We start from the raw sequence: 16986 nt of genomic DNA, 5'->3' as shown, positions 1-16986 counted from the left end.
CAGTATATTATTAATTCCTATCAAAGCCTTTTACTACTGAGCTTCCAGATATATTTTATTTACTTATTTGGCTTAAATTAATGAATAAAATATCTTAGACCAAATTCCAAATTCATATTCAATGGTTTATCTTTATAAATAGTTTTAACATCACTTCTGTCATTGAAATAATAACGCATGCCTGGTTCGAAATAGACACCAAAGTTTTTGTAAACCTTATATTGCACACCTAATCCAATATTCATTGAAGTTTGTAATGAATTTATTCTAATTTTTGAAGATGTACTTTCTTTTACCTGGTGATGAACAATATAATCGGTATTCATGATTCCGGATATTGATTTCTCAATTTGTACACCAGCACCCACATAAGTAGTTAAGTTTCCTTTCTGCCAAATATTATAATTAATCTGAACAGGAACACCAATGTATTTTATAACCTGTTCACTTTTTATCTGATTGGCATCCGTACCCGACAAAAGATCTGAAGTAAGTTTTGTATATATGAGTCCGGTTGTAACAGACCATTTATCATTCAACTGATAAGAAACCGACAATCCAATTCTTATTGGAAGCCTGTGTTTAATATTGGTATTAACTTCCTGATTCATGTTTTCAGTTAATATTTCAGATATTGGGCTTTCAGCTGTTTCAACTCCATCATAGGGTAAAGCTTCAAGAGGGCCATTCATAAGAGTGTAGCCTTTTTGAGTAGAAGAGTTAGAGGCTGTCTGTCTTGAAGTAAAATTTAATGACCATTTACTATCAACAATTGATTTACTCTTTACATCATTATTATCTAACTGAACAAATTCTCTTCCCGAAGGTAATTCTGATTTATAGGGACTTGTATCAATTTTATTTTTAATTACTGAGGTCAAAACCAAATCTTCTGATTTGTTAACTATTTCATCCTTCAGTTTATTTATCTGATTATCAATTTTGTTATCTTGTTTTGTATTTTGTTTTTTTAAGCTTGCTTCAATCCGGTCATTTGAATCATACTTTACTTTATTGAAAATAAAATGCGGATTATTTTCCTGATTAGTCTTATAATTTACATCTGATATATTTTTTTCTAATTTATCAAACAGTAATGGCTCTGAAAGGTCGGACTTTTCTGATTTATTTATTACATATTTCTTCGAAACTCTGTGACTAAAGACTTCATTTTCTTCATAAAAAAATATTACAGAAACTAATAAGGCAACTGTAGCAGCAACACCTATAGCATTTATTATATGATTTAATCTGAACTTTGTCTTTTGTTTATCATAATCATTTACATATTCAGGGAATATTTTATTTTCAATACTATCCCATAATCCCTCTGGTGGATTCTCTTCATGACCTTCAATTTTATTCTTCAGGTCTATTAACCATTTGTCTTTCATAGCCCTTTATTTTTTAATTGTTTGCATGTATTAATTTGATTTACAAGCTTTCTTTTTGCTTTATGTAACTGAGATGCGGATGAGCCTTCACTTATAGAAAGTAACTCTGAAATTTCTTTATGCGTTTTACTTTCAAACACATAAAGATTAAAAACAATTCTGTAACCATCAGGTAATGACCTTATCATTGTGAGCAAATCTTCCATAGAAAAATCGGTTAACTCTGGTTCTTCATCATTATCCAAGATTGTAAGCTCTTCATCAGCTGTCGAAAATTCCATTTTTGAAAATTTTCTTATGTATTGTAGGACCTCATTAATAATTATACGCATTATCCAGGCTTTCAGAGAGCCTGGCCCCATATATTTAAAAGAATCTATATTGTGAAACATTTTTATAAAGCCATTTTGCAATACATCATGTATATCATCCTGCCCTTTCAGGTATCTCCTGCATACAGATGTAAGCTCCCTTGAATAAGAATTATATAATTCCTTCCAGGCTATTTGTTCTTTTATAACTAATCGTTTCACCAGCCTTATTTCTGGGTTATCTTCTTGGGGCATCTACAGTATTCTCAAATATTAATGAGTAAAAAGGGTGTACATATACTAGTATAAGTACACCCGAACAAGTCTTTTTTTATCTTATTTTTTCAGCATTGCAAAATTATATACGATCTGATTAAAAGGAGTAACTGCTGCTCCTTCAACAGTTATTTTAGGAGCTCCTAATTCCAGATTAAGATTTTGTGTATTAGTTTTAGTAAATATTCCTTGTTTGATCTGAGCAAATGTAACTGTTACTTTTTTATTTACCCCATCTATTGGAACCTGAAAAGTAAGATCTTTAGGTGAGAAGGCAAGCTCTACTTCCTTTTTTGATTTACTCAACACCGCCGTATAGCTAACTTCATATTTAACTTTACCAATTGAAGCTAATGCCTGATTGGCTTTAGCAGGATCAGAAATTATTGAAGTAATAATCTCTTTCATCGGGAATTCGGTAAATGTAACCACATTTTTTTGAGCTGTAAAGGAAACATTAATTTCACTCTTAGTAGTACCTTGTGATATTCCCAGTTTTCCGGCATAATTACCATTAACATCTTCAACCTTTGGGTCTCCGGGAACAAGGTTTGGTCTTTTATCATTGTCACTTCTGCAATTTGAAAGAATAAAAGGAATACTTAATAAAATGACAAGCTGTAAAAAAGCTTTCAGATTTATGAACTTTTTCATTTGAATTAATTGTTGATTAAAAAATTTCTACTTTGAGTACTCATTTATATAAATGCAACAATTTTAAATCCTTGCCTGACATTTAATAAAAATATTTTCAAACCATTAATATATGCTTATATAGTAATGATAAGTAGTTGAAAACGTAGCATTTAATTTTTTAATAAAATTATATCCCAATTACTAGAATTATGATTATATTTATGCTTACCCAAATAAATATTAGTATTATGAGAAAAATTACAAAATCTGAACTAAAAAAAATCAATGGTGGAAGTGGCACCGGATGTATCAGGATGTTTTGTCCAGTATGTAATGACGGTAATGGCCCTACCAGCGTATGTCTGCCAAGAGGGACAGATCCATATCCCGTATGTTGTCCAAACGGATAAAATAATTAAGCCCTCTTAACTGAGGGCTTTAATTTTAATAATATATACAAAAGAGATTCTCTCCTACTACTCTATTTTTAATTTATATTTTTAAATAATTTCACATTAATGTGATTTATTGTTATCTTTGCAAAGCAATCCGAATTAACACTTAGGTAGAAAAAATTTTAGCTCCGGAAAATAAAGCCTAAATTTTAATAAAGAATCAATCCTTTCTATTTGTTTATTTTTCCGCATTTACTTTAACTACATACAGAATTAAAACACCAATTTCCAAAGTGCTTTGTATTTTATACAGAGCACTTTTTATTAGACAATTCTTGGCATTTTAAAAGACAGCTATTTTATCTTCTTGAAAATTGTTCCACGCTGGATATCCATTTCTAATTCAGAAACTTCTCCTTTGCTATTTAATCTAAAACCAAAATTAAGATCAGGATTCATTTGCTGCGGGAATTCTTCAGTAAATTTTAACCTGAAATAATCATATTGTATATGTTCTAAAGCAAATCGAAATGCCGGAAAAATAGCGTACAGCTTATCACCTTCTTTAACTACCTTAATTACTCCGTAACCTTTATTTTCATATTCACCACAATATGAATCCATGGCATGAGTTGGCCTTTTATTTTCATTGAAAGGTTTAATCTCCTTTTCCGGTTTTGAAATATCATGTATCTCTTTCTCATACCTATAAGGTTTATTATGATCCAAACTCAGCATTCTAAGAGCAAGCATACTGGCAACAGTGTAGGGCAAATCCGTATTATGCTGATTACTGAGAACTACTATTCCAAATCCATCCGCTGGAAATAAAACTACATTAGATGAGAATCCTGAAACAAGTCCTCCATGATATACTCTGTAATGACCATGGAAAATATTTGTATTCCAACCATAGCCATAACCAAATAAATAGTTAGCCTGATCTTTCTTTGCTGGTGGAGTCCCATCGATTATGGCCTTAGTACTTATTGCATTTCTAATATAGTCTTCAGAAATAATCCGTTTTCCTTCAAAACTTCCATAATTCAACCAAAGTTTCAACCAGTTGGCCATATCATTGGCAGAGCTGTTAATTCCCGCTCCCGGATTATCATTCCCAGTTTTCTGGAATAGTACTTTCTCTACTTTATCCTGGTAGATACCATACGGATAAGAGAAATCTTTTTGTTTCACTAATTCATCAACTGATATAATACTATTATTCATTTTTAACGGGCTGAATATTTTCTCATTTATAAGTTTTTCCCATGTACTGTTATATACCTGCTCTGCAACCACTCCCAGAATAATATATCCGAAATTGCTATATATCCAGCTGTTTTTAGGCTCACCATTTGCTTTTAAATATGGAAGTTTATTCAGAAGGTCAATTCTTTTATCCGAAGGAAAAAATATATACGAACCATCTACAGACCCTAACCCACTCCTATGATCTAGCAAATCTTCAATCGTTATGAGATCATTCATCCTGTCTGTAGAAAATTCCAGATGCGGAATATATTTTGAAGGTTTGTCTTTAACAGACAGTTTATTTTCAGTATTTGATATTCCTATCAACGCAGATGTAAAGGCTTTAGTATTACTTCCTATACCAAATAGAGTATTGGTTGTTACCGGAAGTTTATTTTCAAGATCTCGATATCCAAAACCTTTGGAAAAAATTACTTGATCTTTTCTAACGATTGCTACTGATAAACCAACACCTTTATAGTCCTCTAAAATCTTTTGAATTTCCTGATCAGCTCCTTTCAGATTTTCTGTTTGTCCTTGATATAGTATTAAACCAAATACCAAGAAACTAAATAAATATAATCTTTGCTTCATCTTTTTTACTTGATAAATAGACACTTAAATTTAATCTGTAATTATAGACATATACAGTGAAAATAATTTAATAAAACAATATTTTGTATAAATAAATATTGTAACTTTAGTACAGAGTTATATTTTTCATAATATAATAAATGTGATTTGGTGAGTCCCGAGCAATCGGGACTTTTTCATTAAACCATTTTACTATTTAAATCCTTAGAGCCTGTTTAAATCTTAAATCAAAATAATATTAGACTTCGACAGACTCAGTCTGACACCTCTAGAGGAAGATATTTTGGGTAATCCATGTCACTCTGAGCTTGTCGAAGAGTATTAACTACAAATTTAAACAGCCTCTTATACTCCATGGCAGTAACAAAAAAAGCAACTGACTTGCCTGAAGTAGTTGCTGTTTCCTATATAACTAATTAAAATTAACTTTTTATATGCCCTAATACATTGGAGCATAACATAAATATGTTTTAGGTCCTGCTCCGGCTATACTTCTACAGCCCCCTGGCGCACAGCAAAATCCATCGCCGCAGTTTCCATCTTCAGGACACATTCTATATCCGCCATTAATTGCTCTCAAATTTTCTCTTGAAACTTTTTTTAAATTTTTCATATTCTTAATATTTATTTGGTTATGATAAAATTAAATAATAGAAATTGAATAAAAAATAAATATTTCACTTTTTTGTGATCCCTATATAATGTTTTAATTTTTTATTTCTACATATTAGTGACCTAAATAAAACAGCAACTCACTTTCCTGAAGTAGTTGCTGTTTCTTTATAACAAATTATAACTGTATTTCATTCTAGAGTATTACCATTCAATTGGAAAAGGCTCTATTTTTGGACCACTTGTTGGAGGGCTACATAAATAAGTGTCAGGTCCTGCTCCAGCTATACTTCTACAGCCTCCTGGTCCACAACAAAATCCATCACCACAATTTCCATCTTCGGGACACATTCTATATCCTCCATTAATCCCTTTTAGGCTTTCTCTTGAAAGTTTTTTTAAGTTTCTCATATACTTATATATTTATTTGGTTAGGATAAATTTAAGTAATACAAATCGAATAAAAAACAATTATTTCACTTTTATGTGATAAAATTAAATATTTACAATAAAAAAACCTCTGGAAAAGATTCCAGAGGCCTCAAAAAAGTAAAATTTAAAATTATGAATAAGGGGTTTTAATTGTTATTATATTCTTTTAAATAGCCGTCTATAACATCGAAGGCTTTTTTCTCATCTTTCAGATACACTTTTACTTTTAGGTTTGTTGCAGTTGGTGTAGAGAGAAATGACATATATGAGTTATCAATTTCTGCTTCTATACCTGCTTCTTCCAGTTTAGATTTTATTAACTGTACTTCTTGTGGTTTGTCTCCTTCAAAAACCGACACCTTTGTATTCAAATCCATATCAATTTCATTATTAAATCGGTTTAAAATTAATAAAATCATTTCAAAAATGCAAATGATTTACAAAAAAAATAATATTAAATTTTTGAAATAATAGAATTTATAGCAGATAATACTTTATCCAAATCTGCTTGCTGAACATTAAGATGTGGACGGAAACGTATTGACTTTTCTCCACATGGTAAAATCAGAATATCTTCTTCTGCGAATAACTGTTGCTGCACTTTGTTTCTTAGTTCTTTCGAAGGAAAATCTATTGCACACATAATCCCTACCCCTCTTGCATTCGAAAGGTAATCCGGATAACGGTTTTGCAACTGAATAAGACCTTCTATAAGAAATAGTCCCTGTTGCTGCACGTTCTCTAATAAGTTTTCATTTTCAATGATTTCCAGCATTAGCTTCAGTCGAAGCATATCGACAAAGTTTCCGCCAAATGTAGAATTGATTCTTGAAGATTCTTTGAAAACATGATGCTCCACTTCATCCAGTTTTTCTTTACTGGCCAGTATACCACAAACCTGAGTCTTCTTACCAAAACTGACAATATCCGGAACAACACCTATATGCTGGAACATAAACATTTTCCCTGTAATACCGATTCCGGTTTGTACTTCGTCAAAAATTAACAAGATCTCATTTTCATCGCAGATACGTCTTAGTTCCTGGAAAAATTCCGGACGGAAATGATTGTCTCCGCCTTCAGCCTGGATAGGCTCTATAATAATACAGGCAACCTTATAAGGATTGGCCAGAATAGCTTCCTGTATATGTAATAAAGCTTTTCCTTCCTGTTCAATGGTATAAGCCAGATTTTCTTCTGTTACCGGAAAAGTTAATTTCGGATTGATGATTCTTGGCCAGTCAAATTTTGGAAAATACTGATGTTTTCTAGGATCAGCAGTATTGGTTAATGACAATGTATATCCCGAACGTCCATGAAATGCCTGTTGAAAATGAATGACCATTGAAGCTTCAGTCTTACTTCCCTGCAGCCAGTTCTTTCTTGTCTTCCAGTCAAAAGCCGTTTTAAGTGCATTTTCTACTGCTAATGCACCACCTTCTACAAAGAAACAATATTGCAATTCTTCCGGGATAACCACCCTTTCGAATACTTCTAAAAAATCAGCATATTCCTGAAGGTAAACATCACTAAGTGTAGGCTTATAAGTTGCATGTTTTCCCAGCCAGTCCTGATGCTTTAAAATATATGGATGGTTGTAGCCTACAGCTGCCGAAGCAAACATAGAAAACATATCCAGATATTCTTTACCTGAAAGATTATCTACAATTACAGAACCGTGTGACCTTTCAAAATCCATTACCATATCCAGTCCGTCTGCAAGAATATGTCTGCCTAAAGTTTCTTTTACCTGATTATTATCTACAATATTGTTCATTTGATTTGGGTTATATTTTTCGTTAATTAATTACATATTAGTTTTATCTGTAATGTTGTGATGATAATATTTAGGGTTAAATATTAAATTTAATTCCCTGAGCTAATGGTAAATCCTTACCATAGTTAATAGTATTGGTTTGTCTTCTCATGTAATACTTCCATGCATCCGATCCTGATTCTCTTCCGCCACCGGTTTCTTTTTCTCCTCCGAATGCTCCGCCAATCTCCGCTCCGGATGTTCCGATATTTACATTTGCAATTCCGCAGTCGGATCCTGCGTGAGATAGGAATAGCTCTGCCTCTCTCAGATTTTGAGTCATAATTGCTGAAGAGAGCCCCTGCGGAACATCATTCTGCATAGCAATAGCTTCTTCAAGTGTCTTATATTTCATAATATAAAGAATAGGTGCAAAGGTTTCATGCTGTACTATTTCGTATGCATTCTTTACTTCTGCGATACATGGTTTCACATAACAACCAGAAGCATATTCTTTTCCTTTTAGCAGGCCACCTTCAACAATAAATTTCCCGCCTTCTTTTTTGCATTTAGCAATGGAATTCTCGTATTGTTTTACTGCATGATCATCGATTAGTGGGCCTACATGATTTTCCACATCTAATGGATTCCCTATTTTCAACTGACCATAAGCTTTTACCAGTTTGGTCTTAACTTTATCATATACACTTTCATGGATAATCAGTCGTCTTGTAGAAGTACATCTTTGACCTGCCGTTCCAACCGCACCAAATACAGCACCGATAATGGACATTTCCAAATCTGCATTTTCAGTGATGATAATTGCGTTGTTGCCACCTAACTCTAATATAGATTTACCGAAACGTCCGGCAACTTTGGAAGCTACTTCTCTTCCTACAGCCGTAGAACCGGTAAATGATATCAGCTGGACATCTTTACTTTCCACCATCTTCTGGCCTATTACATGATCGCTGATCACCAGATTGGAAATTCCTTCCGGCAGCTTATTTTCTTTCAGAACTTCGGCCATAATATTCTGACAAGCAACAGCGCAAAGTGGTGTTTTTTCTGAAGGCTTCCATATAATAGCATTACCACATATAAGGGCCAATGCTGCATTCCAACTCCATACTGCTACCGGGAAATTGAAAGCTGATATAATTCCTACGATTCCAAGTGGATGATATTGTTCATACATTCTGTGCTGTGAACGTTCCGAATGCATCGTAAATCCGTGTAGCTGGCGGGATAATCCAACTGCAAAATCACAGATATCAATCATTTCCTGTACCTCGCCCCAGCCTTCCTGAAGAGATTTTCCCATTTCATAAGAAACCAGCTTGCCAAGATCCTCTTTATATTCTCTCAGCTTTAATCCGAATTGTCTTATGATTTCTCCTCTTTTGGGTGCAGGCATTAACCTGAACTCAGAAGAAGCCTGCTGTGCAAGTTTGATAATCTTCTCATAATCCTTTTCAGAAGCTGTTTTTACGCTTGCGATTAGTTTACCATCTACCGGCGAACAAGAGTCAATAGATTTCCCGGTTGCAAAAAATTTGGTCCCGGAAGAAGCACCTTTATTGTCTTTAGAGATTCCAAGATGCTGAAGAGATTTTTCGATTTTAAAGCTTTGATTGGTTTTTGCCATTTTAATTATAATTCAGTGTTCGTTCACTAATATAACTATTTTTGGCGATTCCTAACAGTCGTTTACCGATTATTATACTAAATTTAACATCTTTGTCAGAAGAATTACAACATAAAATAGTTGATATTATAATTTTGTTCTTTGTCCCTAATATATTACAACAAAGGTTTTATAATTTAATTTCTGAAATTAAATCTTTTTAGACTTTGATTCATTTATTCTCTAAAATCTTTTTCCTAAAACATCCCTGATTTCAGCCATTTATCCCCCATATAAAGTCAATTTGTTGGTTGCCAATACGAAGACTGATACATTTGTTCAAAAATATAAAATGAAAATCTTCAATCAACTTTTCATATCCTCTACGCTGGTTGTTCTTGTCGGATGCAATTCTAAAAATGAAATTTCTGAAACGAACAAACCTAAAACTCAGATCACACAAAAAGCCATAACATTTGCCGATTTTAAAAAGATAAAAGGAGTAGATAATATACAGGATGTACCATTTCAGCTATTTACCAAACTGGATTCTGTACAGTTTTTTGTATCTCCAGATAAAAATGCTGCTCATCTTAAAAAAGCTAATAATAAACTCGATAATTATTATGGGTTTGAAGAATTTGATGACTTCTACTCTATTCACTTCAGTATTGATAATAATATTTCGAACAGCATCGAAGCTTTTGTCTTAAAATCGGAATTTAAAGCAGCATTTGAATTGACTTTAAAAGGTGTAAATCTTTATGAAATAAGAAGCAGTACGTTTAAAGAATCTGATGACTTTAAAAATAAATCTTTTAATAAATATGGTACAATTGATGAAGTGTCAGAACAGGAATTTAAAACAGCATCAAAAAAGCGAATTGATGAAGCATTGGTGAAAAATCCACACATAACACTGAAAGACAACAACTGGATATATACTGAAAATGGCAAACAAGAAATCATTACACAGCATAAAGATATATCTACAGAGACTGGACCTCTTGCTAATGAATATATAGGACGATCTTCAGCCTTAAACATGGAGGTTTTTAAAGAAAATTCTAACGAAGTTACAGATCCTTACTATTCTTTTTTCAATGTAAAAGATGCAGTGATGTTTGATTTAGCTACAAGTGGCTATCCACAAATCCTTCCTGTTAAGAACTGGGTTTCCTTTGTCTCATCCAATAATGATGTAGGAAGTAATTTTGTGATCAGTAAATACTTTCCACAAACAAAAAAACAAGACAATCTTTTATATGTGAATTTCACCAACTTCAAAATAGCAGATGAAAAAAAAGCATTTTGGGCGGAAAATGATACTTTCTATGCTGAAGTCTTTCCACTAAATTCAGCATCAGCTAAAGGTAAAAAGCAGAAAGCAGCATTTATAAAAATTCAGTTAAAACCGAATTTGCTTTAGTAAAGAGAATGTTTTAAGTTTTATAGTTAATACTTTTCGATAGTTCAACAGGCTAACATCATTTTGAATTAAAATTTTAGCAGTCTCAAAAAATGCTTTTCATTATTAAATAACTGATAAGAATAAGCTAAAAACCCCTGAAATCAGCCAGTGTATATGGAGATAAACTCCAATATCTTTGCTACAGTTATTTAAAGATATACAATGAAAAAAATAAGTTTAACAATTCTTTTTTCTTTACTAAACCTTATCACTTTTGCACAGTCTTTAAAAGTAGTTATTAAACAAGACGGAAAAGTAGTTCAGCCTGTAAATGATGTTTATGAACTTAGAAAATCTCCTTTCCTGTTCGAAATCAATTCTACAAATCTGGAAGGTTTTCTAATTGGAGCAACTACAGACGAGAATATTTACACAGCGGCCTCAAACACTTACAATCCGGAGGTTGCATGGTTTCAGAATACAGGTATGGCAGAAGAGCTGTGCAACAAAGACAAAGAATTGTTTTTAATGGATACTGCACCATCATATTGGTACTATACAGATGCTAAAGATCACCGATTCGACAAAAACCCTAAAGGAAATTTAAAGCAGTGGACTGCTACACGTACTATTACAAGGTTTTATGATATCATGGTAGACCAGCCCATCAGTCTAAAGGATTTTAACGGAAATGCTTACGTATTAATGTATGAGCCGGTATATAATGACGAATATGATTTAATAGATAAGAAAAATCTATTTCGTGCTACGTTGAAATTCAAAGACTAAATTATCACGCACCGAATTAACTTGATTATATAAAAGGCCTGCTTACAATATGTGAGCAGGCTTTTTTATTTTATTCGATAATCAAACCGTATTCTATCGCAAGTTTAATCGCTGAACTAAGATTGGAAGTTTGAAATTTTTCGATAAGATTCTTTCGGTGACTTTCTACTGTATGCGGACTGATGAAAAGCTTTTCTGCCATTTGGTTGGTCGTAAGTCCTTTCGCTGCTTCGGCTAAAATTTCTTTTTCTCTTCGTGTTAGTTTCGGAACCTGATTTAGCCCATCCAGCGATTTCTTTTCCAGGACAGAATTGGTTTGTGAACACAAAAATTGTTTACCCGCATATACAGTATTAATCCCTTCCAGGATTTCGGAAACCGAAGCGTTCTTCTGGATGTATCCTAATGCTCCTTCAGCCAAAGTACTGTTAATTACAGGCAGCTCATTATGAACACTGAGTATTATAATCTGGAGATTTCCATACTTCTTCTTTAGAGGTTTTATGAGTTCGATACTGTTGGTATCTACCAGATTGATGTCTAGCAATAATATATCGATAGCTTGTTTTGCAAGACCTGCATTCATTTCCGAAACGTTTCGGAAACAATCTACAACATCTATTGTATTGCTATTTCCCAAAATATTCTTCAGTCCTTCTAATAGAAGTGGATGATCGTCTGTTATAGCTACTTTTATCATGTTTTTAATGAATAGGTATTTGAAGTTCTATACTGGTGCCAATATTCAATTCGGATATGATATTCATCGTTCCTTTTAAAAATTGGACTCTTGATTCTATATTATGAAAACCAGCGGTTTTTTTTACGTTTAGTCCTTTGTGATCAAAACCTTTACCATTGTCCTCTACTGTAAGGTTGAGTACGTTTTCTTCCTGACTTACTTGAATAATAATTTCGGAAGCATCAGCATGCTTTATGGCGTTATTCACCAATTCCTGAATGATTCTGTAGATTATCAATTGCTTTTCCTCGGACAAGGAATTACGGTAGTTGATAAATTCGGTATGGATATCTAAAGCGCTATTGGATATACGGGAAGCAAACTCCTGGATAGCAACTTCCAAACCATATTTCACTAATAAATCTGGCATTAAATTATGTGCTACACGTCTTAGTTCTTCTACAGCACCATCAATTTGCTTAATTGATTTTGAAATGCCCTCTTCTATATTTTCAGATTGATGAGGATCTAAATAGGAAAGCTGATGTTTGGTACCCGATAGCAGGCCTCCTAAGCCATCATGAAGATCACGGGCCAAACGGCCACGCTCCTGCTCCTGGCCTTCCAGCAATGCTGTAAGTGTTGATATTTTTGAATTCTGTTTCTCTTTTTCCATAGCCAGAGCATGCAACTCGTCTCTTTGTTTCATAGACTTGGCACGTTGCTTATAGGCGTAAAGTAATAAGAGGATTAAAATGATAAAAATGACAATAAAAATAGTGTAGTAGGTATTGATTTTCTCTTTGAAAGCCAATAGCTTCTTATAGTTATTGATGTCATTATTCTTCTGTCTGGTTTCTAACTTTGCCAGACGGAGTTGTTGTTCTTTTTTCTCTGACTCTAATTCTGAAAATTTTAATCGTTCACGTTGATTTTCTTCTACCAGTTTTAGGTTGTTATAGACCTGTTCACGTTGTGCCCTAAGTATATTTATCAACCTGATTTCCTGTGCTTTTTTATCGCTTTCCAGTTGCAGCTTTATATATTTCTGCTCTTGTCTTTCTTTCTCAAACTGCGATTCCAATCTTTTTGTAATATCCAATTTTTCCTGATCATAGACACTTTTGTATTTATCAACATAACTTTTATAATAAACAAGTGCTTCTTTATAATTACCCTGCTCTTCACTAATTCGGGATAGAGATTCCAGAATAGATAATTCTATATTATGGTTTCTGACAGGACTTTTTCCTATTTCCATAGAGGCTTTCAGAAAATAAGACTTAGCTAGATCGTAGTGCTTATTCTGTATGGCCAACTCTGCCAAAATTCCAAACGAAGAAGCGATATGAATAGCATCACCCGTTTCCAGGCTTACTTTATTGGCTAATTGAGCATATTCCATGGCTTTTTCCGGATTAAACTCAGTATATAAATTGGCTAGATTAATGGCAGCATAAGAAAGATTGCTCTTATTAAGCATAGACCCTTTATTTTTGTTAAAGGCCGTAATTGCCTGCACATAATATTGTTCTGCTTTATTCCTAAACTGTTTATCAGAAGGGTTTTGAACATATTTTTGTTCAAACATATACCCCATTCTCATATAGGCATCAAAGATCAGGTTGGGATCATTCTGTTTGGATGCTAATAATAAAAACTGTTTGCTGTATTTTTCTTCCAGCTGATATTCGTTCAGGTCAGAATAAATTGCAGATAGTTCTTTTGCTGTATTTCCGTATCTTCCGTAAAGTGTAGAAGTTGTTGGTGAATTTTCGTAATAATTAATGGCTTTCAGGTAAGCAGCTACGGCATCAGTAATTTTGTTATTACGGGTGAGAATCCAACCTCTTGCATATTCCAGATATCCTTTTGCCTCGTTACTATTTGTTTTTAAACTATAAACCTTTCCCATTTCCAGACTTTTTGAAGATTCTGCTTCTTTGTTATCAAGTCTGTAATTCATTGCCTGAACGGCATATAAAATCGTGGCATATTTCCCATCAGACAGCTTTGTTGCCATGGAAATATTATTTGCTAAAATCTGATAAGATTTCGGTTTGAGGTTATGGAAAAATAAGGCAGTAGCATATTTAGGAGCTATGTTTAACTGCTCCGTTGTCTTGTCTGAAGCATTATTATATTCCTTTTCTAGTTTGCTCAAAGCATCTTGGGCCTGAACAAAAAACGGACAAATAAATAAAGTGAATATAAGTAATAACCTGTACATCAAATCCTTCTCTCTATTAAGATTTATTATATTGAGGAACGTAAATATAGATAAAATACTTTCTAATCAATTTCGAAATCATTTTGTTCAGCGAAAGACTTCCATTTCTGGTATTTCTTTTCATTTTTAAACTCCAAACTTTCGCCATAGTAGTATACCAAACGTTGTGTAGCATATTCGTAAGCACTATAAGCATTAGCTTGTTCGTAGTACTTAATAGCCTTCTTCAAATCTGTTTTTACACCCAAACCTTGTTCATAGAGAATACCATAATAAATACCGGAATAAGTCTGCTCATAATCTTTCTTCAGGTAATCCAGAAGGTTTTTATAATCGCTTAACTGATAATATATTTCTGATATTTTATCATAGTTATAGTAGTACTTTTTCTCTGCCTTTTGGTAAAAGTCCAAAGCTTTATTGTAATCCTGCTTTACATGTTCACCAAAATAATACAGATCACCTAAATTGGTAAGCGCCATTCCGTCACCAAGCTCTGCTCCTTTTTCGTAGGCTTTAATTGCTTTTTTGATATTAAATGAATACCCGGTGCCGTTGTGGTACAAAGCGCCAATATTATTCCAGGCGACTGCATGGTTTTGTTGTGCTGCTTTTTCATAATAGGCTATTCCTTTCTTGGGATCAAATAATTCTTCAATTTCGGGATCGGTAAGTAACAGACCAATTTCTACCCAACTGTCCAAATCATTTTTTTGAGCAGATAATTCAAACAAACGTAATGCTTCCTTATAATTTTGGTCTTCCTTAGCATCAAGAGCCATCTTTTTAATGGTCTCGGCTTCCATGAATTGCTCAGGATTACTACCTGCCCGATCTTTCCAATTATTATAAAAGGAAATAAAGTATTCTAAATCTTTTCCCCGGAATGAATAGCGATCCAGATAAATAGAACCATACTCGGAGAGTTCTACCAGCTGAATGCTTTTATCTTCATTCATCCTGAACATCTTATTCCCCAGATACAGGAACAACAGTCCTTCTTCCGTTCTATAATTTAAAGGATTAGAAATATACTCGTACAGCTTTTCGGACAAACCATTTTCAAAATCAAATACTTGATAGCCATCTTTTTTTTGAACCGATAAAAATCCATTTTCCAAATAATGAATCTGTTTAATATCAAAATGAGGAGCGATTAGCCAAATATTATTTTCGGCATCAAAAAGACCTAATCCGTTTTGGGTTTCCGGTGTAAAGACATTGTGCTTATATTCGATATTCGGTTTTCCGTTTACTTTTGTAATCCGCTCATTTTCCAACAGAAACTGATGTTTCAGGGTATTATAAATTTTCCAGTTTTTATCTTTACAAACCGCCAGACAATCAAAACGTTCTAATAGCATCAACTGATCTGCCTCCTCTATTACAGGATTACCTTTTTCATCTATCAGCCTGCCTTTTTTATCAAACTTATTTGGTTTAACCCAGAAACAGGCACCCGCTTTTACAATGCTTTCTTCAACAAAATCACCCAGATAATTTCCTTCTTTTGTATAATATCTGCGTTTGCTGGTTCCTTTTTGTTTGGTATAAAAAAGCTCCGGAAAATAATCATATTCATAAGGATTATCACTTTCAACAGGAATAATCATCTCTGCAAAATTAGAAACCCCATATTTCTCACCTGTTTCCACACATAAAAATCCATAAGTAATTACTTCAGTTGAGTCATAATCAGGAGGAAGTATCCAAGTATTTGAATAGACTTTTAGAATTCCTGTCTTTCCTTTTATTTTTATTTCGCCCAAAGGCTCTGATTCAAAATCGAAAACATCAAAGGCTTCTTCATAAACCGGAGGAACCAGTTCTTTACCATTACTCTGCAAATAACCGAAAAGCCCTTCTTTTTGGACTACCGATATACCGTAATAATAATCTGCTTCAAAAATATCATCATAAATAGCCGGAGCCAGAATGGTACCTTTTGAGTCTTTCAAACCAAATTTCCCCTCTTCCTCGAATATAGAAGATGCTATTTTCTTGTAAGCAAGCTCTTCAAAATATCCCAATCCGTAATTGATCCAGTCGGTTTGTAAAATATCGAGAAATGACGAATAACCGTATTGTGAAAACAAAGGGTCTAACAGGGAAAGATTCTGAGTTTCTACTGCTTTTTTATACTGCTTGCTTTTCTGCTGAATCTCCACAAGCCATTCCTTTGCCTGTACTTTGTGCTTTTCCTCGCTCATATTGAAAACATCTGTTGCATTCAGTACAAAGGAATCATAAGGCAATGCTTCCAGGAACTCAAACATTTTGTTAACGGGTTCGTAGTAGGCTTTTTTATAATGCAGCTGATAGGTATCAGCCAGTAGATTGAAAAAGTAACGCAGCTGAACAATCCCCTGCTCTTTGTCAGAGAAAAATTCAACACCTTCTACTCTTATATCTTCTGCGATGAGAGGGTATAATAATACAGGAATTTCATAGTTCCATTCGCCTAAATGGGTATCGAATGACTGATTTGTTTTCTGATCGTAGTTGTATAAATAGATACGGTGTGCCATTCGCTAAAATTACCAAATCCGAAAATCTTAAAATATCCCTGTTTACAGTGATTTTGCAGATT

15 protein-coding genes are annotated in these 16986 nt (G+C 33.4%); 3 read left to right on the top strand and 12 right to left on the bottom strand.

The window, feature by feature from the left end; all coding sequences use genetic code 11:
- Nucleotides 1-77: 77 nt before the first annotated feature.
- The 3 genes from ATE49_RS12915 to ATE49_RS12905 form a co-directional block, all read right to left on the bottom strand.
- A complete protein-coding gene (locus ATE49_RS12915; protein WP_065082529.1) occupies nt 78-1394 on the bottom strand; it encodes an outer membrane beta-barrel protein in 1317 nt (438 codons plus the stop codon).
- Complete coding sequence (locus ATE49_RS12910; RefSeq protein WP_065082528.1) at nt 1391-1960, bottom strand: RNA polymerase sigma factor; 570 nt, start codon at nt 1958-1960, stop codon at nt 1391-1393. The genes ATE49_RS12915 and ATE49_RS12910 overlap by 4 nt, the downstream gene beginning before the upstream one ends.
- Nucleotides 1961-2041: 81 nt before the next feature.
- Nucleotides 2042-2635, bottom strand: a complete 594-nt coding sequence (locus ATE49_RS12905; RefSeq protein WP_065082527.1) for a DUF4840 domain-containing protein — start codon at nt 2633-2635, stop codon at nt 2042-2044.
- Between the two features lie 230 nt (nt 2636-2865).
- Between ATE49_RS12905 and ATE49_RS20245 the strand changes: the two genes are divergently transcribed.
- The gene (locus tag ATE49_RS20245; RefSeq protein WP_155759309.1) at nt 2866-3027 is read left to right on the top strand and encodes a hypothetical protein; all 162 of its coding nucleotides are present in this window, start codon (nt 2866-2868) and stop codon (nt 3025-3027) included.
- A 339-nt stretch (nt 3028-3366) separates the two neighbouring features.
- Here the strand turns inward: ATE49_RS20245 and ATE49_RS12900 are convergent, their stop codons facing one another.
- From ATE49_RS12900 to amaB, 6 genes are all read right to left on the bottom strand, one after another.
- A complete protein-coding gene (locus tag ATE49_RS12900; RefSeq protein ID WP_065082526.1) occupies nt 3367-4857 on the bottom strand; it encodes a serine hydrolase in 1491 nt (496 codons plus the stop codon).
- A gap of 439 nt (nt 4858-5296) precedes the next feature.
- On the bottom strand, nt 5297-5470 hold the full coding sequence (locus tag ATE49_RS20240) for a bacteriocin-like protein (RefSeq protein WP_155759308.1): 174 nt from the start codon (nt 5468-5470) through the stop codon (nt 5297-5299).
- A gap of 203 nt (nt 5471-5673) precedes the next feature.
- A complete protein-coding gene (locus ATE49_RS12895) occupies nt 5674-5880 on the bottom strand; it encodes a bacteriocin-like protein (RefSeq protein WP_034868276.1) in 207 nt (68 codons plus the stop codon).
- Nucleotides 5881-6047: 167 nt separating this feature from the next.
- Entirely contained in the window at nt 6048-6278 is a 231-nt protein-coding gene (locus ATE49_RS12890) for a putative signal transducing protein (protein ID WP_059324365.1), read from the bottom strand.
- A gap of 77 nt (nt 6279-6355) precedes the next feature.
- A complete protein-coding gene (gene lat / locus ATE49_RS12885) occupies nt 6356-7678 on the bottom strand; it encodes an L-lysine 6-transaminase (protein WP_059155794.1) in 1323 nt (440 codons plus the stop codon).
- 76 nt (nt 7679-7754) lie between these two features.
- Nucleotides 7755-9305 carry an L-piperidine-6-carboxylate dehydrogenase gene (amaB, locus tag ATE49_RS12880; RefSeq protein WP_065082525.1) on the bottom strand — a complete coding sequence of 517 codons (1551 nt, stop codon included), beginning with the start codon at nt 9303-9305 and terminating at the stop codon, nt 7755-7757.
- Nucleotides 9306-9636: 331 nt separating this feature from the next.
- On the opposite strand from amaB, the gene ATE49_RS12875 reads away from it, so the two are divergent.
- Together ATE49_RS12875 and ATE49_RS12870 are read left to right on the top strand one after the other, a co-directional pair.
- Complete coding sequence (locus ATE49_RS12875; protein ID WP_065082524.1) at nt 9637-10713, top strand: resolvase; 1077 nt, start codon at nt 9637-9639, stop codon at nt 10711-10713.
- A 204-nt stretch (nt 10714-10917) separates the two neighbouring features.
- On the top strand, nt 10918-11484 hold the full coding sequence (locus ATE49_RS12870) for a hypothetical protein (protein WP_065082523.1): 567 nt from the start codon (nt 10918-10920) through the stop codon (nt 11482-11484).
- 70 nt (nt 11485-11554) lie between these two features.
- Here the strand turns inward: ATE49_RS12870 and ATE49_RS12865 are convergent, their stop codons facing one another.
- The 3 genes from ATE49_RS12865 to ATE49_RS12855 all read right to left on the bottom strand — a co-directional run bounded on the left by ATE49_RS12865 (nt 11555) and on the right by ATE49_RS12855 (nt 16924).
- Nucleotides 11555-12184: a response regulator gene (locus tag ATE49_RS12865; protein ID WP_034868262.1), complete on the bottom strand. Its 630-nt coding sequence runs from the start codon at nt 12182-12184 to the stop codon at nt 11555-11557.
- 4 nt (nt 12185-12188) lie between these two features.
- Entirely contained in the window at nt 12189-14396 is a 2208-nt protein-coding gene (locus tag ATE49_RS12860) for an ATP-binding protein (RefSeq protein WP_065082522.1), read from the bottom strand.
- Between the two features lie 62 nt (nt 14397-14458).
- Nucleotides 14459-16924, bottom strand: a complete 2466-nt coding sequence (locus tag ATE49_RS12855; RefSeq protein WP_065082521.1) for a tetratricopeptide repeat protein — start codon at nt 16922-16924, stop codon at nt 14459-14461.
- Nucleotides 16925-16986 lie beyond the last annotated feature (62 nt).

The organism is Elizabethkingia miricola, from assembly GCF_001675285.1.
Lineage (GTDB): Bacteria > Bacteroidota > Bacteroidia > Flavobacteriales > Weeksellaceae > Elizabethkingia > Elizabethkingia miricola.
This window is presented reverse-complemented; position numbering and strand designations above follow the sequence as displayed.